This is a genomic window from Microlunatus soli, assembly GCF_900105385.1.
Classification (GTDB): domain Bacteria; phylum Actinomycetota; class Actinomycetes; order Propionibacteriales; family Propionibacteriaceae; genus Microlunatus; species Microlunatus soli.
Genome location: NZ_LT629772.1, coordinates 3,970,469 through 3,987,494 on the forward strand (window position 1 = coordinate 3,970,469; position 17,026 = coordinate 3,987,494).

A 17,026-nucleotide genomic window follows, 5' to 3' on the forward strand; every position below is an offset into this window, starting at 1 on the left:
GTCGGCCCGGCCTCCTGGCACCGCCCACGTGGCAGCTGCCTTACCTTGGCATCAGGGGAATCGATGACGAAGCTGCGTTTCTCTCCTCCAACCCGCAAACTCGCCGCCGCTGCGGCCGCCGGCGCCCTGGTGGCGACCGGACTGGCCGCGATCCCGGCGGCGACGGTCTCGGCCGACCCGCTGCCGCGGAAAACCGCGACCACCAGGCCGACCTCCGACGTGAAGGACATCGGTCCGGAACTGCGCAAGCAGCGCGACGTCAAGCTCAGCAAGGCCGAGCAGCGCAAGTTCGCCGCGGATGCACCGGCCGCCAGGTCGCAGCGTCGTTCGTCGGCGGCAGCCGAGACCGGGACCGGTGGCGTACCGGTCGGTGGTGAGAAGAACTGGATGATCTTGGACGACACCGCCGGCTATTCGGCCACCTCGTTCAAGCTCGCCGCGCTCGGCGACAACATCGAGGTCTGGGTGCAGACCGACCTCAACTACCCGTCCGGCGACTGCCGCAACGACGGCGTCCGCAATGTCGTCACCGACGAGCAGGCGCAGTATCTGGCCGACGAGTTCGACAACACGATGCTGCCCAAGGAGTCGGAGTTCTTCTCCACCGCACCGGCCCGGGACGGCAGCAAGCAGACCGACATCGGTTTCGGCGGACCGCTCTGGGACGTGATCGGTGGCGGCGATCCGAACTACTTCGTCGGGGACGGCAACAAGACCGTTGCATTGATCAGCAACGTCCGCGACGCCAACTACTACGAGCCGACCAGCCCGGACGGTGCGACCTACATCGCCGGCTTCTTCTCGCCGACCTTCAACGAGGCGTTCGATCGCAACGTGATGACGATCGACTCCTACGACTGGCTGCACCGGACCGGAGAAAACCCGCCGGACGAGACACCGGGTGGGCTGTGCTCGCCGAAGCAGGCGGCGCGTCCGTACAGCTATGAGGGAACCTTCGCCCATGAGTACCAGCACCTGCTGGAGTACTACCAGGACGGTGCGGAGAGCACCTGGCTGAACGAGGGGCTGTCGGACTACGCCCAGACCCTGGTCGGCTACGTCGACACCACCATCCCGTACGGGCAGACCGGCGCGGACAGTCACATCACTTGCTACCAAGGGTTCTACGGCTCGGCGGACTTCCCCTACTGTGGCGCGGAGAACTCGCTGAACCGTTGGGAGGACCAGGGCTCGCCCTCGATCCTGTCCGACTACGGGATGGCGTACGCGTTCGTCACCTACATCGAGAACCAGTTCGGTCGCGACGCGATCAGCTATCTGCACAAGAGCAAGGAGCCGGGACTGCAGTCCTTGCAGACCTACCTGGACGACAATGCGCCGGGGCTGAAGGCGACCGATGTGCTGCACGACTTCCTGGCCCAGATGGCTCTCGACCGCTTGATCGACAACGGCGCCAAAGGGTTGAAGAAGGACGCCAAGGCCCGGTTCACCGCCGACGAACTGACCTCGGCGATCGACTGGTCCTGGACCGGTTCCTACGATTCGCCCGGCGCGCCGACCAACGGCGCCGACTACGTGCTGGGGATCGCCGGTCGACCGGTGAACGGCAACACCATCGGCAAGATCAACTTCGCCGGCGCCGCCAGCTACGCTCCGGACCCGCTGGCCTGGACCGTGGACGACGCAGCGCTGTACGGCGGTGTCGGTGACGAGTTGGACAACACGGCGGTCTATCAGGCCTCGGTGCCCGCCGACGATCCGACCTTGACCATCTCGACCAAGTACAACATCGAGAAGGCCTGGGACTTCGGCGTCGTCCAGGTCTCCACCGATGGCGGCAAGACCTACCAGACCGTGTCCAGCGCTGACACCACCAGTGATCATGACCCGGCAGCCGAAGGACGGATCGTTGATCAACTTCCCGGATTGACCGGACTGTCCGACGGCTATGTCGACCAGAGCTACGACCTGTCGGCCTACGCCGGCAAGGATGTGCTGGTCTCCTTCCGTTACCTGACCGATGCCGCCAGCAACGGCAACAACGACGATCCGAGCGGCTGGTGGATCCGCGACGTCAAGGTCGGTGGGACCATGATCACCGACGGCAGCACCCTGGACGGCGCCAAGTCGGCGACCGAGATCTCCGCGATCCCGGTCGACGGCTGGACCCTGCAGGCCGTCGGCTGGAGTCTGGACGGCAAGCGGGTCAGCTACGCCGAGATCCCGGTCGCCGACGACGGCACCGCCGCCGTCTCGGCCAAGCAGGCCAAGAAGCTGTTCAAGAAGGCGGATCGGATCGGCTTCCTGGTCACCGCCGACGACCCGGCCGAGACCGCCACGAAGTATGCGAATTACTCGCTGGTCGTCAACGGTGTCACCCAACCGGGTGGTGCCGGCAGCACCGTGGCGACCACCGGTTCTCCGCTGGCCGCCAAGAAGCTCCCGACCTCGACCCGGCGCGCCATCAACGGCTCCTGACCTCCGAGGGTCCTGACCCTGTCGAAGGACCGTGAACGCAACCCGTCGCCGGTACGCGGGCTCCGCCCGCCTCTGCGGCGGGTTGCGTTCTGCTCCGGCTTCTTCGGGTATTGCGCGGTCCGCCGTTCGGGGCGGGGGACGGTTCCCGCCCTCGCGATCATCCTGCGCCTGTTCGTTGATCTTGATCGGGGACTGACGGGTCGACCGGGGGTGGTGGTGGCGCAGGATGATCGCAAACGCCCGACCCACCCAGAACCGTCCCCCGCCCCGAACAGCTCGTGCTCAGCGTTGCCTCGTCCGGTGGTCCGGTTGTCGACGATCGCTCGGCGCCGGGCACCAGCCGTCGGGCACCGGGGCGGGGCTGCTGATCATTTCGCAGCACGAGCGGCCATCGATCCCCGAAGCCGACGAATCTTGGGCGATTTGGAAACTCGCGTGGCGATCTGCCCCGCGGACTGGCTGATCTTGGGGCGATTTGGTACCACGTGGGGCGATCCGACCACGGGACGCCGGATATGCCAGGGTGGGCCGATGGATCGCAGGGACGAGGAAGTACGACGCGGCGCGGCGATCTACAGCCGGGCGGTGCTGGCGATCTACGACCTGTGGGTGGTCCGCTTCTCCAACACCTTGGTCTGGCGCTGTCCGCGCCGGGTGATCTCGGAGTTGTACGACGGGTCGATCGGTCGCCGGCATCTCGACGTCGGTCCCGGCACCGGCTGGTATCTCGCGCACGCCGAACTGCCCGCCGATGGCACGGTGACGTTGATGGACCTCAATCCCAACAGCCTGGAGCACGCGTCGGCTCGGCTGGCACCACCCGAGCCGCGGCACCTGATCGCTGACGTCCTGCAGGAACTACCGGAGTCTGCCGGTCCGTTCGACTCGATCGGGGCTAACTATCTGCTGCACTGTCTGCCGGGGCCCTGGTCGGACAAGGGCGCGGCGGTCGAACATCTCGCTGCCCGGCTCACTCCCGACGGAGTGCTGTTCGGCAGCACCATTCTCGGTCGCGGCGTGGACCACAACCTGCTCGGACGTCGACTGATGGACCTCTACAACGACCGCGGAATCTTCCACAACACCGACGACAATGTCGCCGGACTCCGCGCAGTCCTGGATCAGCACTTCGCCGAGGTCATGATCGACATCGTCGGAACGGTCGCGGTCTTCCGGGCCCGCCGTCCCCGTTGATGATCAAGAAGCTTGATGATCAAGAAGGTCGATGATCAGACGATCGGCCGGCGGGCCCGGTGCGCCGCGGCCTTGACCCGGTTCTGGCAACGGGTCGAACAGAACCGTTTGTTGGAGTTGCGGGAGCCGTCGACGTAGACCCGATCGCACGGGTCGGCAGAACAGACCCCGAGGCGGCCGGCCAGATCGGAGCCGATCGCCAGCGCGAGGCCGGCCGCGATGCCGGCGCCCCAGCCGACGACCAGGCCCGGGTCGCGGGAGTGGAAGTGCAACGTCCAGCCACCACCGCTGGCGGCGTCCAGCCGTGGCCGGGCCCCGAACTCCTCCAGCAGATCGTTCACCGTCGCTACCGCTTGGCTCAGATTGCCGGAGTCGGTGGCGGTGAACACGGTACGGACCCGGTGCGCCAGCTCGGACAACCGGCGCGCGTCGACGGCGGTGACCCGCGGGTGGTAGTCGTCGCGCTCCAGCACCTCCCGGACGACGGCCGGGTTGCCGATCGGATCGATCGGCGTGATCCCGTCGAAACCGGCGGTCAGCGCGTTCACCAACCGGCAGGCGACGTCGGTCACGACGACCACGTGACTGTCGAAATGTATTTGACCAGTCACTGTCGCCGGCTCTACCGTTGCGTCCATGACTGCCATACTGCCATTCACCAGTCATGGTCATGGCCGATGGCCCAGGCCGCTGTTGGTCCTGGTGGTGGCACGGGCGGTCAACCAGCTCGGTGCGTTCGCGATGTCCTTCCTTGCCGTCACCTTGGTCGACAGCTACGGCGCCTCGCTGCACACGGCCGGCCTGGTGGTTGCGTTGTTCGGGCTGGCGACCATTCCGTCACGGCTGATCGGTGGGGCGTTGGCCGACCGGATCGGCCGACGCGGCACGATCATCATCGGTCTCGTCGGTTGCGCGGTCGGCTTGTTGATCATCGCCGCGTCGCGAGGCGTCGGCGGCGCGGCCGTCGGCTCGTTGATCCTCGGGCTGTTCTTCGAGATCTACGAACCGCCGAGTCAGGCTCTGCTCGCCGATCTGGTGCCTGCTGATCGGCGGCCGGAGGCGTTCGGGCTGCTCGGTGCGGCGCTGGCTGCCGCGGGAGTCGCGGCAGGTGCGCTGGCGGCGCTGCTCGGCGGGATCGGGTTGCGTTGGCTCTTCGTCGCCGATGCCATCAGCTGCCTGGTCTCGGCGGCCATGGTGTCGGCCTGGGTGTGCCCGCCGCGTTCGGTGCCGCTGCGCACCGAGCGTCCGCGTCAGAGGCCGTGGCGCGACCGACGGCTGTTGATCATGCTGCTGGTCTGCACCGGTTTCGCTCTGGCCTGGATGATCGGGGTGACTGCATTGCCGTTGACCGTTGCGGCTCGCGGATTCGCCCCGTCCCGGACCGGTTGGCTGCTCGCCGCCGCGGCCCTGGTCACGATCGGCGGCCGGCGGTTGTTGCGGTTCGGGGTCGGCAGGCCGTTCACCCTGATGGCGGTGGGTCTGCTGGTCGTCGCCGGTGGTTTCGTCGTGTGTGCGGCCGCCGGCACCTTCGGGCTGCTTCTCCTCGGCGCGGCGATCGTCGCGCTCGGTCAGGTATTCCTGCTCGGGCCGCCGTACAGTGTCGCTGCCGGCCTCGCCGACGACACCTCCCGCGCCGGCTACCTCGCCGTGTTCGGCACCGGCTGGGGGATCGCGCAGACGGTCGGGCCGCTGATCGCCACCCGGCTGTTGGCCGCCGGAACCGCATCGGTCTGGCTGGTCGGTGCTGCCATCTGCTGTCTGCTCAGCGCCCTGCTGCCGGTGGTCGCCCGGATGGTCGGGGTCCAGCGAGTGCCGGGTCGCGTTCTGTCGCTCGACGGGGAGCAGTAGCCTGCCGAGGTTTCCTGACAGCGGAGAGGACGCGGGCGATGACGGTTCGAACGGGCGACAGCGGGACGACGGCCTCGCAACGCGCCAGGGTCGCGGCCGTCAGCGGGTTCATCGGCAGCACGCTGGAGTTCTACGACTTCTTCATCTATGCGTCCGCGACCGCGCTGTTCTTCGACCGGATCTTCTTCCCCGATGCCGGCGCCACCGGACTGCTGTTGTCGCTCAGCACGATGGGGGTTGCCTACGTCGCCCGCCCGTTGGGTGCGGTGATCTGGGGGCACTTCGGCGACCGGCTCGGGCGGAAGAAGATCCTGTTGACCACGGTGCTGATGATGGGCGTGGCCACCTTCCTGGTCGGGTGTCTGCCCGGTTATCAGACCATCGGGATCGCCGCGCCGATCATCTTGGTCGTGCTCCGTCTGGTGCAAGGGTTGTCGGCGGGAGGGGAGTCGCCCGGTTCGAGCTCGCTGACCTTGGAGCACGCACCGCTCGGACGACGAGGCTTCTTCGCCGCGTGGACGATCAGCGGCATCCAGTTCGGGATCGTGATCTCCAGTCTGATCTTCGTCCCGATCACCGCACTGCCCGATGATCAGTTGCTGTCCTGGGGGTGGCGGATCCCGTTCTGGCTCAGTGCCTTCGTCACGGTGTTCGCCTACTTCCTGCGCCGCCGGCTGACCGAACCGGAACTCTTCGATGAGCTCAAGCGTGCCGACGAGGTAGCGGCGATCCCGTTCGTCGAGCTGTTCCGGACCGACTGGGCGAGCGTGATCAAGGTCGCACTGGCGGCGATGATCACGATGGGAAGCACGATCTTCACCGTCTTCGCACTGGCCTACGCCACCAACATCGCCGGCCTGAACAAGTCGATCATGCTGGTGGTGATCGCCGTCGCCAATGTGGTCACCATGATCACCGAGCCGTTGGGAGGGTGGCTGTCGGACAAGGTCGGCCGCAAACCGATCTTCATCGCCGGTGCGCTGGGCACGGCGCTGACGATCTTCGGTCTGCTGGCTGCGATCGCCGGTGGCAACTGGCCGTTGATCTTCCTCACCGCCATCCTCTTCAACGGCATCTGCTATGCGTTGCCCAATGGCGTCTATCCGTCGTTCTTCCCCGAACAGTTCTCCGCCCGGGTCCGCTACAGCGGGACGGCCATCGGTCTGATGATCGGCTTGGTGACGGCCGGCTTCACGCCGGCGATCGCCCAACTGCTGACCGCCGGCGACCCGACCGACTGGAGGCCGGTCGCCTGGATGACCGCCGGATTCTGCGTGCTGTCGGCCGTCGGTGCCTTCCTGGCCAAGGAGACCTACCGGACGCCGACGGCCGAACTGGGTGGCAGACCGGTCACCGACCTGGTGAGTGACCCCGCCGACCAGTGATCGGATCGCTGCCCAGGAGCTGCAGACAGCGGCTCAGCGACATGCCGCTACCTCTTCAGATCCGCTGACGATGAGCCCACAACCTCGTCGAGCCGTCCCGCACCAGCAACCCGTTCGTCAGCGTTCGATTCAGGGCTCGATCACGTGCAGTGTGAAACCCTCGGAGTCGTCCGGCTCCTCGAACAGGCTCTGCAGATGACCGATGCCGGCGGCGTCCAGCGGATGCGAGTTCGGGTCCCGGCGCCGCGCGGCGTTCCGTACGGCGGTCCGGAGGGGCACCCGAACGTCATGCAGGTGACAGTGCGATCCGAGCTCGGCGGTGCGTCCTGTCCGGCGGTCGCTGCCGACGGTGCGCGTCAGCCGTTTCTGATCTTGCCGAACGGACGGCCGGACATGTGGGCCCAGGCCGGCTCGGCGATCTGCAGGGTCGCCATCGTGTGTGCCGCGACGTCGGCCTGCTCCAGACCGTCCGGTGCGCCGCTGATTCCCGGGCCGGCGGCGGCGATCCATGCGGTCCGTTCCTCGTCGGTGTCGCCACCATGGCCGCCGGCATCGACGTGACCGTGGTCGGTGACCGCGATCACGGTCCACTCCTCGCCCTGGCGGGCGCGGACCGCGTCGACCAGTCGGCCGGCCCGGGCATCGGAGTCGGTGATCGCCTTCCGATAGGTCGGGCCGACACCGTCGGCATGGGCGACCTCGTCGGGGGCGCCGAGGTAGCAGACCACGATGCTGCCCAGGTGGCCGGCGTGTCCGGCGATGAACTGCTCGGCGGCGTCGGCCACCAGTTCGTCCTGGGCGCCCCAGTCACCGGCCTCGGGATCGGGGCGGAAGCCGCCTTCGGCGAACAGCGGACCGCCGCTCACCTCGCCGACCAGTGGCGGCCAGGCAGCGCCGACGAACACGGGGAGGCCGGGGCGATGGGCCTGGGCCAGGTGCAGGACGTCGGGGAACTCGGTCAGCCGGTGACCGTCGAACTGGTTGTTGGCGATGTTGTGGCGGTCGGCGAACACGCCGGTGAAGACGCTGGCCCAGCTCGGGCCGGAGATCGTCGGGCCGGCCTCGTTCACCCGGACCGGGGCCAGGAACCCCGCATCGCCGATCGCCTCGATCGTCGGCGTCGACAGTTCCTGCAGGGTGTCGAAACGGACCCCGTCGATACCGATCACCAGGACGTGCTGGCTGTCGGTGCCGTGCTCGGCGGGGGAGTGCTGCTGCGAACTCATCGGTGATGTCCCTCTGCTCGTCTCGGTCTGGTTCTGCTGTCTCGGTCTGGTGCTGTTCGTCTCGGTCTGGTTGTGACGGTTGAGGTCTGAGTGGTGGATCAGTGGGTGTCGCCGATCACCTGGTGCGCGACGGCGAAGCCGGTACGGACCGGCTCGCTGTTGCGCCGGTCCTGCAGGCAGACCAGGTATTCGGTCATCGCCAGGTCGAGGTCGGCGACCGGTCGGGCGACCACCCGCGGGTCGTCGGGGACCTCCCGTTCGGCACTGATCCCGATCCCGATGCCCTCCCGTACGGCGACATGGACGGCCTCGCGGGTGTCCACGGTCAAGACGTCGCCCAGCGCCAGTTCCACCGCCGCGACGGCGGTGGTGAAGCGCCGCCGGGTCATCGACTGCGGTTCGCGGAGCACGAGGCGTTCGGCGACCAACCGGGCGGCCGGCAGCGCGGTGAGGTGGGCGAGTGGATGATCGGTGGGGACGATCGCGACCAGGTCGTTGCGCATCAGTGGCTCGGCATGCAGTCCGGCATGCGTCCCGGGGTCCGCGGTGATCGCGACATCGGCCTGCTGGTCGAGGACCTCGGCGACCACCTGTTCGGAGTTGCCGGAGCTGAGCATCACCCGCAGTCCCGGATGTTGTCGTTCCAGCTCGGCGAAGATCGGCACCGCGTGCACCGGCGCCGAGGCCGCCAGCCGCAGCTCGCCGGTGTGCAGGTCCTGGGCGTCGGAGAGCAGCCGATCGGCCTCGAGTTCCAGTCGGGCCAGCCGACGGGTCACCTGATACAGCCGTTCACCCAGCGCGGTGAGCCGGATCGAACGTCCCGACCGCGTGAACAGCGAAACCTCGAACCGTGCCTCCAGCGATTTGACCTGCTCCGACAGGGTCGGCTGGCTGATCGCCGAGCGGCGCGCCGCGCCGGTGAAGCTGCCGGCCTCCGCCACCGCGTTGAAGGCCCGCAGATGCAGCGGGTTGATCATCGGCAGAGCCGATTGAAGTGTCGTAAAGATCGATATGACCTATACATGTCCGTCATCGTAGCGACCCCGTCGGGCCGGCGTGGCGGGGTCGCCGGGTTCCCGGTGCAGGAGTCTTCTGCAGGTCGTGCGAATGTTGCCCGCGCGTCGCTTGCTCGCGCCGGGTCGATGAGTATGCTCGTTCCCGTTGAGCCGCGGGGACCGCTGCAGTCGGTGTCCTCGAGGTCGGGTCAGAGGCGACTCGGCCGGGACGGTTCCCGCGTGGTGTGCCCGCTGGGGTTGACAATCCGCCGATCGCGTTGTAGTGTGTTATTTCGCCCATGCATACCTTCGACCCGGTTCTCTTGACTCGGGTCGTTTGTCGTGCATAGGCGCGGGTCAACCGATGGCACCTGCCAGCAGGATCCCGCAACTCAACTGAACAGCCGCTACGACACTCCGAATCGCCCGCGAGCTCCTCGGAAGGACCACTCTTGGCCGCCTCGCGCACTGCCTCAACCCACTCCAAGAAGTCGCCTATCTCGGCTTCCGGCCGTATCTCTTTCGCCAAGATCGACGAACCACTCGAGGTCCCGAATCTGCTCGACCTGCAGACCCGGTCCTTCGACTGGCTGGTCGGGAACGACGTGTGGAAGGCACGCGTCGAGGCGGATCTGGCCGCTGGACGTACCGACGTCAACACCAAGTCCGGACTCGAAGAGGTCTTCGAGGAGCTGTCCCCGATCGAGGACTTCTCCCAGACCATGTCGCTGTCGTTCCGTGACTACCGGTTCGAGCCGCCGAAGTATTCGGTGGAGGAGTGCAAGGAGCGCGACGTCAACTACGCCGCGTCCCTGTTCGTGACCGCCGAGTTCATGAACAACGAGACCGGCGAGATCAAGAGCCAGACCGTGTTCATCGGCGACTTCCCGCTGATGACCGAGAAGGGCACCTTCATCGTCAACGGCACCGAGCGTGTCGTGGTCTCCCAGCTCGTCCGGTCCCCGGGCGTCTACTTCGAACAGACCCCGGACAAGACCTCCGACAAGGAGATCTTCACCGCCAAGATCATCCCGTCCCGGGGCGCCTGGCTGGAGTTCGAGATCGACAAGCGGGACACCGTCGGTGTCCGTCTGGACCGCAAGCGCAAGCAGAACGTCACCGTGCTGCTGAAGGCGCTCGGCTGGACCGACGCGCAGATCCTGGAGGAGTTCGGCGACTACGAGTCGATGCGGCTCACCCTGGAGAAGGACCACACCTCCACCCAGGACGAGGCCCTGCTCGACATCTACCGCAAGCTCCGTCCGGGCGAGCCGCCGACCCGTGAGGCCGCCCAGACCCTGTTGGAGAACTACTACTTCAACCCCAAGCGCTACGACCTGGCCAAGGTCGGTCGCTACAAGATCAACAAGAAGCTCGGCCTTGACCTGCCGTTCGACCAGCAGGTGTTGACCACCGAGGACATCGTCGACACGATCAAGTTCATCGTCGCGCTGCACGAGGGCAAGGAGACGCTGCCCGCGCCGAACGGCACCGACCTGGTGGTCGAAGAGGACGACATCGACCACTTCGGCAACCGCCGGCTGCGGACCGTCGGCGAGCTGGTGCAGAACCAGCTCCGGACCGGTCTGTCCCGGATGGAACGCGTCGTCCGCGACCGGATGACCACCCAGGACGTGGAGGCCATCACCCCGCAGACGCTGATCAACGTCCGCCCGGTGACTGCGGCGCTGCGGGAGTTCTTCGGCACCTCGCAGATGTCGCAGTTCATGGACAACACCAACCCGTTGTCGGCGCTGACCCAGAAGCGCCGGCTGTCGGCGCTCGGCCCGGGCGGTCTGTCCCGTGACCGCGCCGGCATGGAAGTCCGTGACGTGCACACCTCGCACTACGGCCGGATGTGCCCGATCGAGACCCCGGAAGGCCCGAACATCGGCCTGATCGGCTCGCTCGCCTCGTTCGCCCGGGTGAACGCGTTCGGCTTCATCGAGACGCCGTACCGCAAGGTCATCGACGGCAAGGTCACCGACCAGATCGACTATCTGACCGCCGACGAGGAGGACCGCTTCGACGTCGCCCAGGCCAACGCCAAGGTCGACGACGACGGCACCTTCGTCGAGGAGCGGGTGCTGGTCCGTAAGCGGCACGGTGAGACCGACGAGATCCGCGCCGAAGAGGTCGACTACATCGACGTCTCGCCGCGCCAGATGGTGTCGGTCGCGACCGCGATGATCCCGTTCCTGGAGCACGACGACGCCTCCCGCGCGTTGATGGGCTCCAACATGCAGCGGCAGGCTGTTCCGCTGGTCAAGTCCGAGGCGCCGTTCGTCGGCACCGGGATGGAGTACCGCGGCGCGGTCGATGCTGCCGACGTGACCACCGCCAAGGCGGCCGGTGTTGTGCAGTCGGTCTCGGCCGATCTGATCGAGATCGCCCAGGACGACGGCAACTACCGCACCTACAAGCTGGACAAGTTCCAGCGGTCCAACCACGCCACCTGCATCAACCAGCGTCCGCTGGTCACCTCCGGTCAGCGCGTCGAGGTCGGTACGCCGATCGCCGACGGTCCCTGCACCGACGGTGGCGAGATGTCGCTGGGTCGCAACCTGCTGGTCGCGTTCATGCCCTGGGAGGGTCTGAACTACGAGGACGCGATCATCCTCAACCAGCGGCTGGTCCAGGACGACGTCCTCACCTCGATCCACATCGAGGAGCACGAGGTCGACGCCCGCGACACCAAGCTGGGTGCGGAGGAGATCACCCGCGACATCCCCAACGTCAGCGAAGAGATGCTGGCCGACCTGGATGAGCGCGGCATCGTCCGGATCGGTGCCGAGGTCGGCACCGGCGACATCCTGGTCGGCAAGGTCACCCCGAAGGGCGAGACCGAGCTGACCCCGGAGGAGCGGCTGCTCCGCGCGATCTTCGGTGAGAAGGCGCGCGAGGTGCGTGACACCTCGCTGAAGGTCCCGCACGGCGAGTCCGGCACCGTCATCGGCGTCCGGGTCTTCGACCGCGAGTCCGACGACGAGCTGTCCCCGGGTGTCAACCAGTTGGTCCGGGTCTACGTGGCCCAGAAGCGGAAGATCCAGGACGGCGACAAGCTCGCCGGCCGGCACGGCAACAAGGGCGTCATCTCCAAGATCCTGCCGAGCGAGGACATGCCGTTCCTGGAGGACGGCACTCCGGTCGACATCATCCTGAACCCGATGGGCGTCCCGAGCCGGATGAACGTCGGCCAGGTGCTGGAGACCCACCTCGGCTGGGTCGGCAAGCAGGGTTGGGACGTCGAAGGCGTCGACGAGCCCTGGGCCGAGCGGCTGCGGTCGGTCGGGCTGAGCCATGTCGACGGCAACTCGCGGCTGGCCACCCCGGTGTTCGACGGTGCGACCGAGGACGAGATCACTGGTCTGCTCGGCAACACGCTGCCCAACCAGGACGGCGACCGGATGGTCAACTCCGACGGCAAGGCACGGTTGTTCGACGGACGCTCCGGCGAGCCGTTCCCGGACCCGGTCGGTGTCGGCTACATCTACATGCTGAAGCTGCACCACCTGGTCGACGACAAGATCCACGCCCGGTCAACCGGCCCGTACTCGATGATCACCCAGCAGCCGCTCGGTGGTAAGGCGCAGTTCGGTGGCCAGCGGTTCGGTGAGATGGAGGTCTGGGCACTGGAGGCGTACGGCGCCGCCTGGGCCCTGCAGGAGTTGCTGACCATCAAGTCCGACGACATCCCGGGCCGGGTCAAGGTCTACGAGGCGATCGTCAAGGGCGAGAACATCCCCGAACCGGGGATCCCGGAATCGTTCAAGGTGCTGGTGAAGGAGATGAAGTCCCTCTGCCTGAATGTCGAGGTGCTCAGCTCGGACGGTACCGAGGTCGAGCTCCGCGATTCCGAGGACGACACCTACCGTGCCTCCGACGAGTTCGGGATCGACCTGTCGCGCCGTCCCGGCGCCGACCTCGGAGTCGAAGAAGTCTGACCAACCGCAGAGTTGTCAGAACGTGGTTGCGCTATAGCCCAACTACCTTCTGACAACTCCGGTGGGGTCAGTCCCAAGAGCCAACAAACTTCCTCAGCATTAAGAGATAAGAGAGACAGACACTGTGCTCGATGTGAACTTCTTCGACACGATCCGGATCGGCTTGGCCAACGCCGACGAGATCCGGGCCTGGTCCTTCGGCGAGGTCAAGAAGCCCGAGACCATCAACTACCGCACGCTCAAGCCCGAGCGTGACGGTCTGTTCTGCGAAAAGATCTTCGGTCCCACCCGGGACTGGGAGTGCTACTGCGGTAAGTACAAGCGGGTGCGGTTCAAGGGCATCATCTGTGAGCGCTGTGGCGTCGAGGTGACCCGGTCCAAGGTCCGCCGTGAGCGGATGGGCCACATCGAGCTGGCCGCCCCGGTCACCCACATCTGGTACTTCAAGGGTGTCCCGAGCCGGCTCGGCTACCTGCTGGACATCGCCCCGAAGGACCTGGAGAAGGTCATCTACTTCGCGGCGTACATGATCACCTCGGTCGACGAGGATGCGCGGCACCGCGACCTGTCCTCGCTGGAGGGCAAGATCGAGGTCGAGCGCAAGCAGCTCGAGGGCCGCCGGGACTCCGACATCGAGACCCGGATGAAGAAGCTCGAGGAGGACATGGCGACCCTCGAGTCCGAGGGTGCCAAGTCCGACGTCAAGCGGAAGACCCGTGAGGGCGCCGAGCGTGAGGTCAAGCAGTTGCGTGACCGTGCGCAGCGTGAGCTCGATCGGCTGGACGCGGTCTGGAACCGCTTCAAGAACCTCAAGGTCCAGGACCTCGAGGGCGACGAGATCCTCTACCGCGAGATGAAGAACCGGTTCGGCAAGTATTTCGCCGGTTCGATGGGTGCCGACGCGATCCAGAAGCGTCTGCAGACCTTCGATCTGGACGCCGAGGCGGCCAACCTGAAGGAGACCATCCAGACCGGCAAGGGTCAGCGCAAGACCCGTGCGCTGAAGCGGCTGAAGGTCGTCTCGGCGTTCCTGCAGACCCGCAACGCGGCCGACGCGATGGTGCTGGACGCCGTCCCGGTCATCCCGCCGGATCTGCGGCCGATGGTCCAGCTCGACGGTGGCCGGTTCGCCACCTCCGACCTGAACGACCTGTACCGCCGGGTGATCAACCGGAACAACCGGCTGAAGCGGCTTCTTGATCTTGGTGCGCCCGAGATCATCGTGAACAACGAGAAGCGGATGCTGCAGGAGGCCGTCGACTCGCTGTTCGACAACGGCCGCCGCGGCCGTCCGGTCACCGGACCGGGCAACCGTCCGCTGAAGTCGATCTCCGACATGCTGAAGGGCAAGCAGGGCCGCTTCCGGCAGAACCTGCTGGGCAAGCGCGTCGACTACTCCGGCCGTTCGGTCATCGTGGTCGGCCCGCAGCTGAAGCTGCACCAGTGTGGTCTGCCGAAGGCGATGGCGCTGGAGCTGTTCAAGCCGTTCGTGATGAAGCGGCTGGACGACCTCAACCACGCCCAGAACATCAAGTCCGCCAAGCGGATGGTCGAGCGCCAGCGCCCGGTCGTCTGGGACGTCCTGGAAGAGGTCATCGCCGAGCACCCGGTGCTGCTGAACCGCGCACCGACTCTGCACCGGTTGGGCATCCAGGCCTTCGAGCCCCAGCTGATCGAGGGCAAGGCCATCCAGATCCACCCGCTCGTCTGTACGGCGTTCAACGCCGACTTCGACGGTGACCAGATGGCGGTCCACCTGCCGTTGTCCGCCGAGGCCCAGGCCGAGGCCCGGATCCTGATGTTGTCCACCAACAACATCCTGAAGCCGGCCGACGGTCGCCCGGTGACCATGCCCACCCAGGACATGATCATCGGCGGCTACTTCCTGACCATGGACCGGGACGATGTCTTGGGCAGCGGTCGGGTGTTCGGTTCGGTGGCCGAGGCACAGATGGCGTTCGACCTGCACGAGATCGGTGCCCAGGCCAAGGTGAAGATCCGGATGCGGGACATCGTTCCGCCGGCCGGCTCCGAGCTGCGACCCGACGGCACCATCCTGCTGGAGACCACGCTGGGACGCGCCCTCTTCAACGAGGCGCTGCCGGACGACTATCCGTTCGTCAACAACGAGGTCGGCAAGAAGCAACTCGGCGCGATCATCAACGATCTGGCCGAGCGCTACCCGAAGTCCGAGGTGGCCGGCTGCCTGGACGCGTTGAAGACGCTCGGTTTCCACTGGGCCACCCGGTCCGGTGTCACCGTGTCCATCGGCGACGTCTCCACCCCGGCCGACAAGGCCGAGATCCTGTCCGAGTACGAGGGACGGGCGGAGAAGGTCGACAAGCAGTACGACCGCGGTTTGATCACCGAGGACGAGCGCCGCCAGGAACTGATCGAGATCTGGACCGACGCGACCAGCGTGCTCGGACAGGCGATGGAGAAGAACTTCTCCCACACCAACCCGATCTACATGATGGTGCACTCGGGCGCTCGCGGAAACATGGTGCAGATGCGCCAGATCGCCGCCATGCGCGGCCTGGTGGTCAACCCGAAGGGCGAGATCATCGCCCGGCCGATCAAGTCCAACTTCCGTGAGGGCCTGACCGTGTTGGAGTACTTCAACTCCACCCACGGTGGTCGGAAGGGACAGGCCGACACCGCACTGCGGACCGCCGACTCGGGTTACCTGACCCGGCGTCTGGTGGACGTCAGTCAGGACGTGATCATCCGCGAGGAGGACTGCGGCACCGAGCGCGGCCTGACCAAGACCATCGCCACCGACGAGAACGGTGTGCTGGTCGCCGACGAGCACGTCGAGACCGCGGTCTACGCCCGTAGCCTGGCTGTCGACGTCCTGGACAAGGACGGCAACGTGCTGCTGCCGGCCGGAGTTGATCTTGGTGACGTCAACATCAAGTTGCTGATCGACAACGGTGTGTCCACCGTCAAGGTGCGCAGCGTCCTCACCTGTGAGGCCGCCACCGGCACCTGCGCGATGTGCTACGGCCGTTCGCTGGCCAGCGGCAAGCTGGTCGACGTCGGCGAGGCCGTCGGTATCGTCGCGGCGCAGTCGATCGGTGAGCCCGGCACCCAGCTGACGATGCGGACCTTCCACACCGGTGGTGTGGCCGGTGACGACATCACCCAGGGTCTGCCGCGTGTCGTCGAGCTCTTCGAGGCCCGTACCCCGAAGGGCAAGGCGCCGATCGCCGAGACCGCCGGCCGGATCGAGATCGAGGACGGTGACCGTTCCAAGAAGTTGATCATCACCCCCGACGACGGTTCGGACAAGATCGAGATCGCGGTCAGCCGCCGGGTCCGGCTGCTGGTCGACGACGGTGATCATGTCGGTGTCGGTGAGCAGCTGACCGCCGGTACCCCGGATCCGCAGGACGTGCTGCGCATCCTTGGTGTCCGCAAGGTCCAGGAGCACCTGGTCGAAGAGGTGCAGACCGTGTACCGCACGCAGGGTGCGGAGATCCACGAGAAGCACATCGAGATCATCGTCCGGCAGATGCTGCGCCGGGTCACGGTGATCGAGTCCGGTGACTCCGAGCTGCTGGCCGGTGACCTGGTCGACCGTCCGTCGTATGAGTCGGCCAACCGTACGGTGGTCGCCGAGGGCGGTACCCCGGCCTCGGGTCGTCCGGTGCTGATGGGCATCACCAAGGCGTCGCTGGCGACCGAGTCGTGGCTGTCGGCGGCCTCCTTCCAGGAGACCACCAAGGTGCTCACCGACGCGGCGATCCACGGCAAGTCCGACTCCCTGGTCGGTCTGAAGGAGAACGTCATCCTCGGCAAGCTGATCCCGGCCGGCACCGGCCTGGAGCGTTACCGCAACATCCGGGTGGAGCCCACCGCGGAGGCGCGTGCGCAGGCGTACTCGATGGTCGGCTACGACCCGTTCGACTACGACTTCGGTTCCAGCAGCGGCGCAGCCGTCCCGCTGGAGGAGTTCGACATCGGCGGCGACTACCGCTGATCACGGCGTAACC

Annotated in this window: 10 protein-coding genes; 6 read left to right on the forward strand and 4 right to left on the reverse strand. The window is 66.6% G+C overall.

All coding sequences use genetic code 11. The features are described from left to right. Positions 1–63 precede the first annotated feature (63 nt). Complete coding sequence (locus tag BLU38_RS18185) at positions 64–2,439, forward strand: M6 family metallopeptidase (protein WP_091526893.1); 2,376 nt, start codon at positions 64–66, stop codon at positions 2,437–2,439. A gap of 531 nt (positions 2,440–2,970) precedes the next feature. Further along, positions 2,971–3,633, forward strand: a complete 663-nt coding sequence (locus tag BLU38_RS18190; RefSeq protein ID WP_091526894.1) for a class I SAM-dependent methyltransferase — start codon at positions 2,971–2,973, stop codon at positions 3,631–3,633. Positions 3,634–3,668: 35 nt separating this feature from the next. Here BLU38_RS18190 and BLU38_RS18195 read toward each other — a convergent pair whose 3' ends face one another. Further along, positions 3,669–4,271: a CGNR zinc finger domain-containing protein gene (locus BLU38_RS18195; protein WP_091532721.1), complete on the reverse strand. Its 603-nt coding sequence runs from the start codon at positions 4,269–4,271 to the stop codon at positions 3,669–3,671. Here BLU38_RS18195 and BLU38_RS18200 point away from each other — a divergent pair. Both BLU38_RS18200 and BLU38_RS18205 read left to right on the forward strand, forming a co-directional pair. Next, a complete protein-coding gene (locus BLU38_RS18200; protein ID WP_091526895.1) occupies positions 4,270–5,481 on the forward strand; it encodes an MFS transporter in 1,212 nt (403 codons plus the stop codon). The two genes, BLU38_RS18195 and BLU38_RS18200, sit on opposite strands and share 2 nt — an antisense overlap. A 38-nt stretch (positions 5,482–5,519) precedes the next feature. Next, positions 5,520–6,866 carry an MFS transporter gene (locus tag BLU38_RS18205; RefSeq protein WP_091526896.1) on the forward strand — a complete coding sequence of 449 codons (1,347 nt, stop codon included), beginning with the start codon at positions 5,520–5,522 and terminating at the stop codon, positions 6,864–6,866. Positions 6,867–6,995: 129 nt separating this feature from the next. On the opposite strand, the gene BLU38_RS30965 is transcribed toward BLU38_RS18205, so the two are convergent. The 3 genes from BLU38_RS30965 to BLU38_RS18215 form a co-directional block, all read right to left on the reverse strand. Next, positions 6,996–7,145 carry a hypothetical protein gene (locus BLU38_RS30965; RefSeq protein ID WP_157683543.1) on the reverse strand — a complete coding sequence of 50 codons (150 nt, stop codon included), beginning with the start codon at positions 7,143–7,145 and terminating at the stop codon, positions 6,996–6,998. Positions 7,146–7,222: 77 nt separating this feature from the next. Continuing rightward, the gene (locus tag BLU38_RS18210; RefSeq protein WP_091526897.1) at positions 7,223–8,092 is read right to left on the reverse strand and encodes an alkaline phosphatase family protein; all 870 of its coding nucleotides are present in this window, start codon (positions 8,090–8,092) and stop codon (positions 7,223–7,225) included. Between the two features lie 98 nt (positions 8,093–8,190). Next, positions 8,191–9,069 (reverse strand): LysR substrate-binding domain-containing protein, encoded by an 879-nt coding sequence (locus BLU38_RS18215; protein WP_091526898.1) that lies wholly within the window; start codon positions 9,067–9,069, stop codon positions 8,191–8,193. A 470-nt stretch (positions 9,070–9,539) separates the two neighbouring features. Here BLU38_RS18215 and rpoB point away from each other — a divergent pair, with 470 nt between their 5' ends. Together rpoB and BLU38_RS18225 are read left to right on the forward strand one after the other, a co-directional pair. Next, on the forward strand, positions 9,540–13,031 hold the full coding sequence (gene rpoB / locus BLU38_RS18220; protein ID WP_091526899.1) for a DNA-directed RNA polymerase subunit beta: 3,492 nt from the start codon (positions 9,540–9,542) through the stop codon (positions 13,029–13,031). Positions 13,032–13,155: 124 nt separating this feature from the next. After that, the gene (locus tag BLU38_RS18225) at positions 13,156–17,013 is read left to right on the forward strand and encodes a DNA-directed RNA polymerase subunit beta' (protein ID WP_091526900.1); all 3,858 of its coding nucleotides are present in this window, start codon (positions 13,156–13,158) and stop codon (positions 17,011–17,013) included. Positions 17,014–17,026: the final 13 nt, after the last annotated feature.